The 14759-nt window shown below is 56.3% G+C and carries 15 protein-coding genes; 14 read left to right on the top strand and 1 reads right to left on the bottom strand.

Translation table 11 applies throughout. The annotated features are described in order from the left end of the window. The 4 genes from V6Z81_09425 to V6Z81_09410 form a co-directional block, all read left to right on the top strand. Positions 1 to 541, top strand: a 541-nt coding sequence (locus tag V6Z81_09425) for an aldo/keto reductase (protein ID MEG9862683.1), incomplete at its 5' end; no start/stop codon positions are given. A gap of 59 nt (positions 542 to 600) precedes the next feature. Next, positions 601 to 1119 (top strand): redoxin domain-containing protein, encoded by a 519-nt coding sequence (locus V6Z81_09420; GenBank protein MEG9862682.1) that lies wholly within the window; start codon positions 601 to 603, stop codon positions 1117 to 1119. An 88-nt stretch (positions 1120 to 1207) separates the two neighbouring features. Next, the gene (locus tag V6Z81_09415) at positions 1208 to 1852 is read left to right on the top strand and encodes a GDSL-type esterase/lipase family protein (GenBank protein ID MEG9862681.1); all 645 of its coding nucleotides are present in this window, start codon (positions 1208 to 1210) and stop codon (positions 1850 to 1852) included. Then, entirely contained in the window at positions 1853 to 2305 is a 453-nt protein-coding gene (locus V6Z81_09410; protein MEG9862680.1) for an RbsD/FucU domain-containing protein, read from the top strand. Between the two features lie 288 nt (positions 2306 to 2593). Here V6Z81_09410 and V6Z81_09405 read toward each other — a convergent pair whose 3' ends face one another. Then, positions 2594 to 3487, bottom strand: a complete 894-nt coding sequence (locus tag V6Z81_09405; GenBank protein MEG9862679.1) for an alpha/beta fold hydrolase — start codon at positions 3485 to 3487, stop codon at positions 2594 to 2596. Between the two features lie 314 nt (positions 3488 to 3801). Between V6Z81_09405 and V6Z81_09400 the strand changes: the two genes are divergently transcribed. The 10 genes from V6Z81_09400 to V6Z81_09355 all read left to right on the top strand — a co-directional run. Next, positions 3802 to 5079: an ABC transporter substrate-binding protein gene (locus tag V6Z81_09400; GenBank protein MEG9862678.1), complete on the top strand. Its 1278-nt coding sequence runs from the start codon at positions 3802 to 3804 to the stop codon at positions 5077 to 5079. 59 nt (positions 5080 to 5138) lie between these two features. Next, entirely contained in the window at positions 5139 to 6155 is a 1017-nt protein-coding gene (locus V6Z81_09395) for a sugar ABC transporter permease (protein MEG9862677.1), read from the top strand. Further along, positions 6148 to 7227, top strand: a complete 1080-nt coding sequence (locus tag V6Z81_09390; protein MEG9862676.1) for a carbohydrate ABC transporter permease — start codon at positions 6148 to 6150, stop codon at positions 7225 to 7227. Before V6Z81_09395 ends, V6Z81_09390 begins: the two co-directional genes overlap by 8 nt. After that, positions 7224 to 8234, top strand: coding sequence for an NAD(P)-dependent oxidoreductase (locus V6Z81_09385; GenBank protein ID MEG9862675.1), 1011 nt, complete (start codon positions 7224 to 7226; stop codon positions 8232 to 8234). Before V6Z81_09390 ends, V6Z81_09385 begins: the two co-directional genes overlap by 4 nt. A gap of 17 nt (positions 8235 to 8251) precedes the next feature. Then, on the top strand, positions 8252 to 9343 hold the full coding sequence (gene ugpC, locus V6Z81_09380; GenBank protein ID MEG9862674.1) for a sn-glycerol-3-phosphate ABC transporter ATP-binding protein UgpC: 1092 nt from the start codon (positions 8252 to 8254) through the stop codon (positions 9341 to 9343). Beyond that, positions 9340 to 10380: a Gfo/Idh/MocA family oxidoreductase gene (locus V6Z81_09375; GenBank protein MEG9862673.1), complete on the top strand. Its 1041-nt coding sequence runs from the start codon at positions 9340 to 9342 to the stop codon at positions 10378 to 10380. The genes ugpC and V6Z81_09375 overlap by 4 nt, the downstream gene beginning before the upstream one ends. Then, the gene (locus tag V6Z81_09370; GenBank protein MEG9862672.1) at positions 10377 to 11399 is read left to right on the top strand and encodes a Gfo/Idh/MocA family oxidoreductase; all 1023 of its coding nucleotides are present in this window, start codon (positions 10377 to 10379) and stop codon (positions 11397 to 11399) included. The genes V6Z81_09375 and V6Z81_09370 overlap by 4 nt, the downstream gene beginning before the upstream one ends. Then, positions 11389 to 12447 carry a Gfo/Idh/MocA family oxidoreductase gene (locus V6Z81_09365; GenBank protein ID MEG9862671.1) on the top strand — a complete coding sequence of 353 codons (1059 nt, stop codon included), beginning with the start codon at positions 11389 to 11391 and terminating at the stop codon, positions 12445 to 12447. Before V6Z81_09370 ends, V6Z81_09365 begins: the two co-directional genes overlap by 11 nt. Before the next feature lie 39 nt (positions 12448 to 12486). Then, positions 12487 to 14301, top strand: coding sequence for a glycoside hydrolase family 2 TIM barrel-domain containing protein (locus V6Z81_09360; protein MEG9862670.1), 1815 nt, complete (start codon positions 12487 to 12489; stop codon positions 14299 to 14301). Positions 14302 to 14549: 248 nt separating this feature from the next. After that, on the top strand, positions 14550 to 14759 hold a 210-nt coding region (locus V6Z81_09355; GenBank protein ID MEG9862669.1), incomplete at its 3' end, for a class II aldolase/adducin family protein.

Raw genomic sequence — 14759 nt, 5'->3', positions numbered from 1 at the left:
CGCTCTGGATGAATTATTTAAACTCAAGGAAGAAGGTCTCGCCGATGCCGTTGGTCTGGCCATGGGCAAGCTCGATGTCATGGAGCTAATTTTACGCGAGAAACCTTTCGATGCGCTTATCAATCACAACCGGTGGACTGTGCTGAACCGCAGTGCCGATACGTTATTCACCGACGCATCCAAGCGCGGCATTGCGGTCCTCAATGCAGCCCCATATGCAGGCGGCGTTCTCGCAAAAGGCAGTGTTGAGATGCCGCAAGTGACCTATCAGCCCGCGACGGCGGAAACTCTGGCCCCGGTCAAGGAAGTCGAGGATATCTGCACCCGGCACGGTGTGGCTCCAGGTGCTGTTGCATTGCAATTTTCCATGCGGGATCCCCGGGTCACATCGACAATCGTTGGCGTCACAAAACCCGAGAGGGTGGCACAGACGCTTGACTGGGCGCAAACTGAGATTCCGGAAGCCCTTTGGAAGGATATCGGGCATCTCACCCCTTCTTATGATGACCCCGAAGCTAACCGGGACTACAAGCCAGGATAAGAATCTGATACATGACTCTTAAAATCTTACCACATCAAGGATAATGTCAGAGGTGACAGATGAATTCGGGAAAACCACAAGCAGGCACTCCAATCGGAGAATTCGAATTTCCCATTGCAGGAGAAAGCAGGACGATTACCATCGGCGGGGAAAAGGACCGCTGGACGATGCTGTTTGTCTACCGCGGCAAACATTGCCCGCGCTGCAAACGCTTCCTGAATAAATTGAATGACACACTTTCCGACTGGACGGACATTTTGGACGTCGTCGTCGTTTCCGCCGACAGCGAAGAGAAAGCGCTGGCGGACAAGGAGGAGTTCGGCTGGAGTTTCGATCTTTGCTACGGTATGAGTGAGGCGCAGATGCGCCAGCTTGGACTTTATGTCTCCGAGCCTCTCTCGGAAGCGGAAACAACAGGTCTGTTTTCAGAACCCGGCGCATTCGGTATCCGCCCGGACGGATCCCTGATGCTAGTCGATATCTCCAACGGACCGGCGGCGCGCCCGGATCTGGCTGAACTCCTTGACGGCATGACGTTCAACATCGCCAATGACCGCCCGGTCAGGGGAACGGCCTGACCCCCAACTGTATTTGAGGATATAACATCAAGTCATTTGGGAATTGATATTTTCTCAGCCGAACAACAATATGAGAGGAAGTTTTGTCATGAAAACCCTGGTCTGCTTCGGCGACAGCAACACCCACGGTACCTCGCCCATGGCGGACATTTCCGGCGGTAACCGGTTCGATGCCGGGATCAGATGGCCGCAGCGCCTGCAAAAACAAACGGGCACCTCATGGCAGGTCATCGAAGAAGGCCTGCCCGGCCGCACTACGCTACATGATGATCCCATCGAGGGGTGTTTCCTGAACGGACTGGCTTATCTGCCAGCGGTTCTGAGAAGCCACAAGCCCATCGACATGATCCTGATTATGCTTGGAACAAACGACCTGAAGGCAAGGTTTTCTGTCACCGCCTTTGATATCGGACTGTCCCTGATCAAGATCGCCGAGACGATATCGCAATCCGAAGCCGGACCCGGCGGCGACGCACCGGAGATGCTCTTCATCTGCCCTCCGCCGATCATAGAAACCGGTTGTCTTGCGGAGAAGTTCATCGGCGGGGCTGCAAAATCACAGCAGATGCAGCGCTGTATTCCTGATTTGCTATCGGGTGCGGGTTACGGGACAATGATGGCTGCAGAAAGTATTGCCGTATCCGAAGTGGATGGGATCCATTTTGAGCCGGAGGCGCATGCGGCACTTGCAGGTGCAGTTGCCGAAAGACTCAAGCTGTGCGGAGAAAAGTAGATGCTCAAGGGACTTGATAACAGGTTGAACGCCGATGTTCTGCATGCGCTGAGGTCGGCCGGACACGGTGATATGATCATTATCTGCGATACGAATTTTCCGGCCTTCTCCGTGGCAAAACACACTTCTGTCGGCCGGTTGCTGCAGATGGAGAACCTCACCTCTGCGGAAACCGCCGAAGCGATACTGTCCGTCCTTCCGCTTGATACATTCGTCGATGATTTCGCCTGCCGTATGGAAATGGTCGACTCCCCCGGTGAAATTCCGCCCGTACAGGCTGAAGTGCAGGCCGTCATCGACAGTGCCGAAGGCAAATCCCGTCCGATGATCGGAGTGGAGCGCTTTGCTTTTTACGATTTGGCGCGCATGGCCCATTGTGTCATTCAAACGGGTGAACGCCGCTTCTACGGGTGCTTTATGTTCAGAAAAGGCGTCATCCCGCCGAAGGCATGATACGATATACCCCGCCTTGACGACCTAAATCATTTCTTCCGCCGTTCATGTTGATAAGGCAGATCTGGCATTTTTTCAACATTTGCCCGGAGGTGTTCCAGGAACTACTTACCGGCCTCTTCGATTGCCGGCAGGAACGTGTTATCGGAAATGCTCCGGGCTTTCATTTCAATTGAAAACCCCGGCGATTCGGGGGCGACATAAGCCCCGTTGCGAATGATGCAAGGATCGACAACAGGAGGGAAAGCCGGGTAAATCTTGCTCTCAGGGAAGAACATTCCCCTCATTTTAAGGTGTCATTTCAAATCGCGCTGCAAGAAAAGCCAAAACCGCCTCGCGCATGAGCTCGGTTTCGCAGTGTCCCGAGTTTTTATCGCGAATGATCGTCAGACGTTCGGGATGATCGCCATAGGCTTCTGTAAGTCGCGCCATTGCGCATTCATAGGCGCTGTCCGGGGTTAGCGGATCACCGCCTCCAGTCGCCACAAGTTGATACCTTGGCGTCACCAAAGCGGCAATGTCACTCATATCATATGCAGGAAGCAACCCCGGGATCGTCAAATACGGCCCATGAAGATCATGGTCTCCGGTTTCGATCAGCGGGGCGATATCGGCGAAAACACAGAGATGCGCTACTGCCGCGATGTCTTCACGCAGCGCAGCCACCAGATAGGCAAGCGTACCCCCCATTGAAATGCCAAGGGTCGCGACCCGCGAGGGTTTCTCATGCTCAATGAGAACAGCAAGGGCGAGAAGCTGATCACTGACCATTTGGCCAAGAAGCGTTTGCCCGGTCCAAAGAGCAGACTTAGCGAGTGCGGATTCGGATCCTTCCGGCTGGCGCTCACCAAACCCCGGCATATCGGCGCAAAAAACTACCGCGCCCGCCTCTGCGATGGCACGTGCCAGGGGCGGGTTCAGGAGCGCAGGCCGGCCCTCAAGCAACTCGGATTTCCCGATCCCGTAGGCACCTCCGTGGGCATGACAGTAGAGCACGGCACAAGATCCGGGCTCATGCCGAACAGGCGCGATGGAAAGTGCGGGTATGCGGCCCGGACCGAGCTGATAATGCCGTATCCGCACTTTACCTTCGATATACTCCCCGACCACCGACCCGTTAGGGGAAACAATGTCTTTGAGGCAAAGAAGGCGTCTTAACCCGGCTCTTGTTAAAGATTGCATTTACGCCGCCCCCGCTAAGTAGGTACACCAGAACTCCAGAGTAGAAGCCCGGGGAAAATCGTGCAACAGGCTTGGTGCAGGCTTGGCGCAGCTCATACCGACGGGCAATGTGCGGATATGCAATTTCCGTTCGGGGCCGGCACCCGATCTGCTCTTTGAGGCGAAATTACCGAACATCTTGACCTGACAAGACCGGGTCCCGGTGTCCTGTCCCAGCGTCCTTGACCGATTACGTTGATTCCGATACGCTTTCGAAAATGAATTCGACGGCCCGGCTACGGGCTTAACACTCAAACCATTCATGGGAGGAAATTATGATTGGTAAATTTAAACTGCTTTTGGGAACCTGCGCTCTGGCGCTCGGACTCTCCACGGGAGCCGCGCTTGCTGATACCGAGTTGCGGATGACGTGGTACAATGACGGCATCGAAGGCGAAGTCATGCAAGGGCTTCTGGATCGTTTCGAGGCTGAAAATTCCGACATCACCGTCGTGCTCGATGTGGTGCCCTACAAATCCATTATCGAAAGCCTGCCGGTGCAGCTGGCCGCGGGTGAAGGCCCCGACCTTGCGCGTGTCACCGACCTCGGCGGCCTGTCGGAACATTACCTCGACATGACACCTTATCTTAAGGACGCCAATTACTGGCGGACCAATTTCGGCCCTTTCCTGAAGTGGCTGGATCCCGATGGGAATGCCATCAACGGCTTCATGACCCAGTTGACCGTGACCGGTCCATACATCAACAAGACCCTCTTCGAGCAGGCGGGAGTCGCGCTGCCCGGCAATAAAGCGACCTGGGACGACTACGCCACTGCGGTGAACAAGGTGGCCGACAAGCTGGACATTCCGATCCCGATGGCCTGGGACCGTTCCGGGCACCGTGTTTCCGGTCCGGCAATTGCCATGGGCGCGAAGATGTTCGATTCAGCCGGCAATCCCGCACTGGTGGACAATGGCCTGAAGCAAATGGCACAGCGTCTTTATGACTGGCATCAGGACGGCACCATGTCCAAAGATCTCTGGGGTTCGGTCTCCGGCTCGGCTTATCTTGGCGCTAACGAGGACTTCGCCAACGCACAGACAGTCATGTATATGTCCGGATCCTGGCAGATCCCGCAATTCGCCGAGACGATCGGCGATGCCTTTGACTGGTGGGCTGTTCCCGCACCATGCGGACCTGCCGCCTGTACCGGTATGCCTGGCGGTGCGGCACTAGTCGGACTTGCAGGGACCGATCATCCCGAGGAAGTCGCCAAACTTATGGACTTCCTCGCTCAGGAGAAGCAACTGTCAGAATTCTACGGCAAGACGCTCTTTATCCCCGGCCATCTCGGTCTGGCGGAGAGCGGCGTGGACTTTGACACCGACGACCCTCGTGCCAAGCATGCATTGTCGACCTTCTCTGCCGCTGTGCCCGGTATCTCGCCAGTGGCCTTCGACCTGCAGGGCTACGCCAACAACCGGGTGATGTTCAATGCGCTGATCTCGCGTCTGAACGAAGCCATTGTCGGCGAGTTGACGCTTGACGAAGCCTATGAGCGGATGACTTCCGACGTTGAGAAAGAGTTGGCTGAAAAGGAACGCAACTAATCTACAAACTTGCCCTGGCCCGATATCGGGCCAGGGCGCATTGATTGCGGGAGGACACCTTGGCGCAGGACAGCGATCTTACATTCACTGGCCGTCTTGCCGGTCTTGCGGGTGCCCCTGTCCGGTTACTGTTCCGGATGCTCGAGCTGCCGCTTGCCGCAATCCAACGGGGCATCGGCGTCAGGAAAATGCCCTGGATCTTTTTGCTCCCGAATCTGGCGTTTTTTGGCCTTTTCGTCATCCTGCCCCTCTTCATAAATTTCTTTTACTCACTGACCGGAGGTATCCAGCTCTTTCCGTCCGACAGGCCTTTCGTCGGCACGGAGCAATATGGCTTCCTGCTGGAATGCGAGAACATTACGGACCCCCAAACCTGCCGTGAGGACCGGTTCTGGAAAGGCATTTACAACACCCTTGTCTTCGTCTTCTTCCAGGTGAGTTTCATGGTCCTGTTCTCGCTGATCACCGCACTGATCCTGAATCGCGAAATACGCGCCCGCGGATTTTTCCGCGCAGTGTTTTTCTTCCCCGTCCTGTTATCGCCGGTTGTTGTGGCGCTTATCTGGAAGTGGATCCTGCTGCGCGACGGTATCCTGAACGCATTCCTCGTCTCAATAGGGCTGGATAAGATTCTGTTCTTCGTCAGTCCCGAATGGTCGATGTTCTGGGCGATCTTCGTCTCGATCTGGGCCCATATGGGTTTTTACACCCTGATCCTGCTGGCCGGTTTGCAGGCGATCCCCCCTGATCTCTACGAGGCCGCCGAAATGGACGGCACCAGCTCAGAGCGTGTCTTCTGGCGGATCACTCTGCCGCTCCTCTGGCCCAACATGCTTGTGGTGATTGTGCTGGCGCTGATCAAGGGCGTTCAGATTTTCGATGAAGTTTTCGTGCTGACCGGTGGTGGCCCGGGTACAGCCACACAATTCATCGTCCAGTACATTTACAATACCGGTTTCACCAACCAGGTGCAGAATTTTGGTCTGGCTTCTGCCGCATCTGTGGTTCTAGGGGTGGCGCTCTTCGTCCTAACCATGGCTCAGCTGGCCGCAACCCGGAGGAAGGACGATGCCTGACATTTCCGCCAAACCCGTCCGCACCATCGGCAGCCTTTTGACCGCCAGGCGCGGCGGGAAGGGTCGGCTTCACTGGACCGATGTCTTTACTTATTTTTATCTGGCCTTCGGCATTTTCCTGATGTTCGGACCGGTGGTCTGGCTGGTGCTGTCATCCTTTAAAACCTCGTCTGCCTTACTGGAGTTTCCGCCCACCTTTCTGCCGCTTGGGCAGATCGAAGTGCAGGTGGAAGGCTATGAGAAACCACTGCCGCTCTACGAGGTGAAGCAGGAGGACGGCACGGTAACACAACTGGCCCAGATTCGCCGCATCGGGATCGTCAGCCAGATGGTTGACCCTCAGAATCCGGGTGAAACAATTCAAGTTCCGATCGATCAGCGCTCTGAGGTGCGCGAATTCCGTATGGCCTGGGACAACTACCGAGACCCGCTGGAGCGGTTCGACTTCACCAGATATCTCTACAATTCGGTGGTTGTGACCGCAATTGCGACTCTGGTGACCCTGCTCATCAATTCCATGGCGGCCTTCGGTCTTGCGATCTACGAATTCCGGGGCCGCAATGCGATCATGCTGTTCGTGATCGGAACACTGATGATCCCGATCACGGTAATTCTGGTGCCGGTCTATCTGGTGGTGACCTCGATGGGCATGATCAACTCGCTATGGGCGGTGATCCTGCCCGGGGCTGCAACGCCGACAGGGGTATTCCTGTTGCGCCAATACATGCTGACCATTCCCAAGGAGTTGATCGAGGCTGCGCGGATGGACAAGGCCAGCGAGTGGAGGATCTACTGGAAGGTCGTCCTGCCGCTGACAATGCCGGCAATCGCGGTTCTGGCGATCTTTTCAATTATGTGGCGGTGGAATGAATTCCTCTGGCCCCTGATCGTACTGAACCGCTCCGAAGTCTACACATTACAGGTGGGGCTGAACGCCTTTCAGGGCGAGTTGGACGTGCAATGGCATTACATTCTGGCGATGACGGTGGTTACGCTGATTCCGGTGACGCTGGTCTTTGCATTCCTTCAGAGATTCATCACCACCGGCATTGCCTCAACGGGGATGAAATGATCAGACCCCTGATCTTCATGGACCCGTATCCGCGCAACGAGGCTATGGTCTACACGCCCGATTGCGCGGCGGAACTCGATCGGCTGGGCGATGTCGTCGCCCATTGGGGGTCACGCGCACCCGACGATCTGGTAGAGGCCAATCTTGACCGGATGACCATCCTGATCGGTCAGACGGCGATGGACCGTGCGCGCCTGGAACGCGCGCGGAACCTCCGCGCGATACTCAATGTGAAGGCAAACTGGGAGGCGAATATCGATTACGAAGAATGCCAGTCGCGCGGAATTCACGTTTTGTCGGCCGCTCCGGCGATGGCCCCGGCGGTAGCAGAATATTGCCTGGGACAGGCCATTACCTCATTGCGCGGTCTTAACGATGCTGACTTACTCTTCCGCACAGGAAAAGAGTCCTATGGCATCGCTGGAAATCAGCGGGCCAAGTCGCTCTTTGGCGCCGAAGTCGCGATGGTGGGTTATGGCAACCTTGGCCGCGCATTGACCCCTTTGCTCCGCCCCTTCGACGTCAGCCTAAGCGTCCACGACCCTTGGCTATCGGACGAGTACCTGCGTTCTGAAGAGGTTGAGCCGGCGGATCTCGATCAGGCGATATCGCAATCCGACGTGCTGTTCCTGCTGGCAGGGGTGACCACTGAAAACGAGGGTTTCCTGACCCGCGCGCTGCTATCCAAAATACGCCAGGACGCCACAGTAGTCTTGGTCTCGCGAGCGGAGATTGTCGATTTCGAAGCCTTCCTGGATCTTGCCAGCTCAGGAGCCTTTCGCGCTGTTGTGGACGTATTTCCGGAAGAACCGGCACCGAAGGACAGCCCCTGGCGCCGGGCCGGCAATACACTTTTTTCCGCACAGCTGGCCGGCGGGATCGAAGCATCATATATCCGGCTCCGTGATGCAATGCTGGACGATATCAGCAAAATTCTGAATGGACACCCGCCGCTCCGCATGCAGCGGGCCGAACCGAAACAAGCCGCAGCAATGCGCAGTCGATAGGAAATAAGGGGAGTTCAATGACTGAGATACGATTAAAAAATGTGAAAAAGTCATTTGGCCCGGTGGAAGTCATCCGCGGAGTCGATCTGGCGGTGGACTCGGGCGAATTCTGCGTTTTTGTCGGACCGTCAGGTTGCGGAAAATCCACTTTGCTGCGGATCATCGCCGGCCTTGCCGATGTGACCGGCGGAGAAGTCGTCATCGACGGCGAAACCGTAAACGGGATCCCCGCATCAGAGCGGGGCCTGGCCATGGTGTTCCAGTCCTATGCGCTATACCCGCATATGACGATATACAAAAATATGGCATTCGGGCTGGAAAACTCAAACATGCCGCGGGCCGAGATCGATGAGAGGGTGAACAATGCCGCACGGCTTTTGCAACTCGAAGCCTATCTGGGCAGGAAACCCAAGGCCCTGTCCGGCGGTCAACGGCAACGGGTGGCAATCGGACGGGCAATTGTACGCAACCCGAAGGCTTTTCTCTTCGATGAGCCGCTTTCAAATCTGGACGCCGAGTTGCGCGTGAACATGCGCAAGGAGATTGCGGCACTACACGACGATATTGGCGGCACGATGATTTATGTTACTCATGATCAGGTGGAGGCGATGACGCTGGCCGACAAGATCGTGGTTCTTCAGGACGGCCGGATCGAGCAGGCCGGAACACCTCTTGATCTTTACAACAAACCGCAAAACGCCTTCGTTGCCGGCTTTATAGGATCGCCAAAGATGAACATCTTTGAAGCGATCGCCGGGAAGGGCAAGGGCAAGGGCGGTCTTGTCCTGAAGGCGGGTTCCTGCGCCCTCGACGTCCCTGCTGTTGCCGGACTGGCTGCGGGCGACAAATGTTTCATCGGCATAAGACCCGAGCACTTGGAAGTGACAAAGACAAGCCATGCTGATCTGATCGCTAACCTCACCCTGGCCGAACAATTGGGTGGCGAAACATATCTCTATTGCGATGCCGATGGACTCCCCAACATCACCGTTCACCGGCCCGGCCAGTTGTCTGTCCGCAGTGGTCAGGAGGTCGCACTCCGTATTGACCGGAAAAACCTGCACATCTTCGACAAGAATGGCAAGACGCTCGCGAACGGGATTGCATGATGAGCAAGAAACTCGGACTGGCTGTAGTCGGCCTGGGTATGGCGTCCAGACCCCACGCTCTGGCATTGCAGGCGCTCAGGGACCGGATCGACGTTATCGGGGCATTTGCCCGCACCCCCGAGAGTCGTCAGGCATTTTCCGAAGAGTATGGATTTGCCGCGACTCCCGATCTTGATGCTCTGGCTGACAACCCGCGCGTCGACGCGCTTCTCCTGATCACACCGCCAAATGCCCGGCAGGAGATCGTTGACCGGTTTGCCCGGGCGGGCAAGCATATTTTGTCGGAGAAGCCCCTTGAGCGGAATCTGGCGGGTGCGAAAACCATCGTTGAGACCTGTGACAATGCCGATGTGCGCCTGGGGGTTGTATTCCAGCATCGGTTCCGCGCAGCTTCGGAAAAACTCGCCGAGATGATTCAATCCGGTGATCTGGGAGCGGTTCGCATAGTCCGCGCCAATGTGCCCTGGTGGCGTGATCAGGCCTATTATGATGAGCCGGGCCGCGGCAGCTACGCCCGTGACGGTGGCGGCGTTATGATCAGCCAGGCCATCCACACTCTTGATTTGATGCTATCACTGTCCGGCCCGGTAATCTCAGTCCAGGCACTCTGCGCGACAACGCCCCTTCACAATATGGAATCCGAAGACGTCACGGCTGGGGCGATGTATTTTGCCAACGGGGCTGTTGGCGCACTTTTTGCCAGCACGGCAAGCTTCCCCGGTGAGGCTGAAAGCCTGCAATTCGATTTCGACCATGCCGCGGCAACGTTGAAATCAGGTGTCCTCACCGTCCATTGGCGGGACGGACGGGCCGAGACATTCGGGGGCGAGGCATCCGGGACAGGGGGCGGAGCCGATCCGATGGCCTTCCCTTTCGACTGGCACCAATCCGTGATATCCGATTTCGCCGACGCAATTTCAGAGGACCGTGACCCAAGGGTTACCGGTGCGATGGCGCTCGACGTTCACCGGCTGATCGCAGCCCTGGAATTGTCGTCCCGCGAGGGGCGTCGCATAGACATGGAGACATTGACGTGAGTCTGACACTTGGGGTGATCGGGATCGATCATCGGCATATTTATGGCCAACTGGAGAGAATGCAGGCCTGCGGATGCACCTGTAAAGGCTGGTACACTGAAGGAGACCCCCAGCCGATGGCGGGGTTCCTGGAACGCTTTCCTGACATCCCGCGAATCTCGGATCAGCAGACGCTCCTGGATGATCCTGAGATCGACATGATCCTGATTGCCGATATCCCCTCGCGACGGGCTGATCTGGCCATCAAGGCGATGAGGGCGGGCAAGGACGTGATGACCGACAAGCCGGGCTGTACGACGCTTGAGCAATTGGCCGCGCTGCGCGCCTGCGTGGCCGAGACCGGCCGGATTTGGTCAATTGATTTCTCCGAACGATTCGAGGTCCCCGCCGTGAGCCGCGCCGGCGAACTTGTCGCCGATGGCGCAATCGGTAAAGTGGTTCAAACAGTGGGACTGGGTCCGCACCGGTTGAATCCCGGCACACGGCCCGACTGGTTTTTCGACGCTGCCGCCTATGGAGGCATTCTGACGGATATCGCCTCGCATCAAGTCGATCAGTTTCTTTATTTCACCGGCTCGGACGACGCCGAAATCGTGTCTTCAACGATTGGCAATTTTGCCAATCCCGAAACACCCGGACTTCAGGATTTTGGGGAAATCCTGCTGCGTTCGGATAAGGGCAGCGGTTATATCCGCGTGGATTGGTACACACCTGATGCCTTGCCGACCTGGGGCGACGGGCGCCTGACCATACTGGGGACAGAAGGCTATATAGAACTCCGCAAATACGTGGATGTCGCCGGACGCGAGGGAACCGATCATCTTATCCTGGTCAATGGCAGCCGGTGCGAGTATATCGACGCCTCGGATGCACCGCTTCCCTATTTCGGCCAATTGATTGATGATGTAATAAACCGGGGTGAAACTGCGATGTCTCAGACCCATTGCTTCAAAGTCATGGAGCTTGCACTTCAGGCGCAGGCGGGTGCGACACGCCTGGGAGCCTTAAATGACGCTTAACGTGGCCATATTGGGTGGCGGGATAGGAAGCGAGCATATCAATGGCTACACCCGGCTATCCGACCGGTTTCGCATCGCAGCGATTTGCGACATAAACCATGACCTTGCCTTAAGCCATGCCGAATCGACAGGTGCTCGCGCTACGACCGAGATTGAGGATGTTCTCGCCGACACAAGCATAGATATTGTCGATATCTGCCTTCCGCCCGCGATGCACGTGCCCGTTGCCATTCGTGCCCTTGAGGCCGGCAAACATGTGATTGTGGAAAAACCTGTAGCCGGGTCGCTGGCCGAAGCTGATCAACTGGCTGAAGCCGAAGCGCGATCAAAGGCCCGGGTGTTCCCTGTGTTTCAATACCGATACGGCAATTCGCTTTATCAATTGTCCGCATTACGTGCGGCGGGGTTGTTGGGGCGCCCCCTGGTTGCCGCCATCGAAACCCATTGGAGTCGGGACGCAGAGTATTATTCCAACCACTGGCACGGCACGTGGGAGCGCGAACTAGGCGGTGCTGTACTCAGCCACGCAATCCATGCCCACGACTTGCTGACGCATCATTTCGGACCTGTGGCCGAGGTGGCGGCCGTGGTGACGACCCGTGCCAATCCCATCGAAACCGAGGATTGTGCAGCCATTTCGTTCCTGATGGCCGATGGCGCACTCGCAAATTCCTCGATCACGCTCGGGGCGGCCACCGACACAACGCGGATGCGACTGGTCTACGAGCACCTCACTGCCGAAAGCGGAGATGTGCCCTATGCACCCGGACGCGAGGGCTGGACCTTCACCGCACGTGATCCATCATCAATGCAGGCCAAGGTCGATGCCGTGGTGCAGAACGCTCCTCGTGCACTTGAGGGCTATGCCGGGTTTTTTGAGGCGGTTGCTGACGCACTTGAAGGACGTCCCGGTCGGGAAGTCACGATTACCGAAGGAATCGCCGCCATTGAATTAGTGTCTGCCATTTACCATTCGGACCGCACCGGGGAACGCGTGTCCTTGCCGATCGACCGGTCTCTTCCCATTGCGCGATCACTTCGACCATGACACAGTTTGCTGCAATCCTAACTGCCCCGGAGACGCTTAATGCTTGAGCGTTCAGATCTTGCTAAAAACGCTCTTTCGTCGCTTCATGACGAAGATTACGACCGACCCTATAATCTGCAAAACCTGAACACCGAGACGCTGATCTTTATCGGCGGGCGGACCGGTCAGTCGCTCAATGGGGATTGGAATTTCTGCGTCGACCTGCTCGATACCGGAATTCGCCAGAAATGGTTCGCCATGTCCCCGATCCCACAAGCCGAGCGGACCGAACCTTGGGATTATGATCCCTTTGAGGGCGAAACTGTTTCGGTACCGTCATGTTGGCAAATGCTCCGCGAGCGATGGTATTTTTTTGAAGGCTCCGCCTGGTACACGCGGCCTTTTAACTATGAGCTCGGACCGGACAAGCGTCTCTTTCTACGCATCGGGGCCGCTCAATATGATTGCAAAGTCTTTCTCAACGGCCATTTTCTCGGCAATCATTATGGCGGATCGACACCCTTTTGCGTCGAGTTGACCGGGGCGCTAACGAGCGGTGAGAACTGGCTGATGCTCTGTGTAAACAACCGCCGGACTCCACATCGGGTTCCAATGCAAAACACCGATTGGTTTAACTATGGCGGCATCTACCGCGAGGTCGATTTATTCGAGACGCCGGCAACGGTAATCCGGGACTTTTTTGTGTATTTGACCGATGATGGCCTCCGGGTTGAGGTCGCCGTGGACGGCCCCGCAACCGAGGCGCATCTGGACATCCCGGCGCTTCATCTCACGGCCACACTGCCCCTGACCGACGGTCGCGCCGAAGTTAATCTTGATGCAAAACCCGATCTCTGGTCTCCCGAGAACCCCGTACTTTACGACGTTACCTTGACTTCTGGCGATGATCGCGTCACCGACCGGGTCGGATTCCGCCGGATTGAAAGGCGAGGCACCAAAATCCTGCTGAATGGGAAGCCGATATTTTTACGCGGGATCAGTGTGCACGAAGACGATGAAACCATGGGCAAGGTCACAAGTGAGGACGACATCCGCCGCCGCTTTGCCCATGCCCGTGAACTTGGATGCAATTTCCTTCGATTAGCGCATTATCCCCACCATGAGCTTGCCGCCAAGATTGCCGACGAGATGGGCTTGATGCTCTGGGAGGAAATTCCCGTCTATTGGGCTATTGATTTTACCAATCCGGCAACACGGGATGATGCGGAAAACCAACTGCGCGAGCTCATCCGGCGGGATCGTAACCGCGCCAGTGTGATCATATGGTCGATTGGCAATGAGAACCCTGACACTGATGCACGGCTTGACTTTATGAAGGGGCTGGCAAACACCGCCCGGACGGAAGATCCCAGCCGCCTGACTGCGGCCGCATGTCTGATCAACCACCGGACGCTGACTATCGAAGACCGGCTAACGGCACATATCGACGTCATTGGCATCAACGAATACTACGGCTGGTACGAAGAGAGCTTCAGCGACCTCGAAGCCATAGGTGCCAATTCCAATCCCGACCGCCCGGTGGTGATCACTGAAATGGGGGCTGATGGAGATCATATCTCGGGTCCCGAAACCGGGCTTTTCAGCCTCGCCTATCAGGCTGAAGTTTATCGCCGGCAAATCGATATCCTGAAGAATTTGGATTATGTCATAGGCATGAGTCCCTGGATTCTCTATGACTTCAGGGTGGAACGACGCCAGGGTATCCATCAGCGCGGATTCAACCGCAAAGGTCTGATCGCCGCAGACAAAATCACTAAGAAGCCCGCCTTTCACGTCCTGGCCGCATATTATGCAGAGCGAGCCAAAACACAGAACCGCACCGCAGGAAAATCTAATATTCCCGCTCCGGACTAAGGATTTCAGATGCGTCAGGTGGAGGTGAATATAACACCTGCCGACCCCATTACGCCTCATTACACCTTGCACGGATTGACACCCATGGAGTACCTTAACGAAGCACAAGCTGACAAGGTCGCATGAGTTTCATTTACTATGAACCCATACAAGGTCTTGCAAGCAGTGGGAATTGCCCACACACTTAAGGGCGGTGACGGTCGGTTCCGTCGGCACTTTTTACCGGCCGCACATGATGGAGGTAGCAGATGAGCGTAACTACAATGCGGCGTGACCGCACCAACATTGACCATTACGATGACCGTGTCGATCTGGCATGTGCCTTTCGGTGGGCCGTGAAGTATAATCTGCATGAAGCCGTTGCCAATCATTTCAGTCTTGCCGTCAATGAAGACGGCAGCCGGTTTCTGATGAACCCGAACCAGCGCCATTTCTCCCGTATACGCGCGAGCGACCTG

Source organism: Parvularculales bacterium, from assembly GCA_036881865.1.
In the GTDB taxonomy this organism is placed as follows: domain Bacteria; phylum Pseudomonadota; class Alphaproteobacteria; order JAPOUT01; family JBAJNM01; genus JBAJNM01.
Note: the sequence above shows the minus strand (reverse complement) of the source record. Positions and strands in the feature narration are given on the sequence as shown.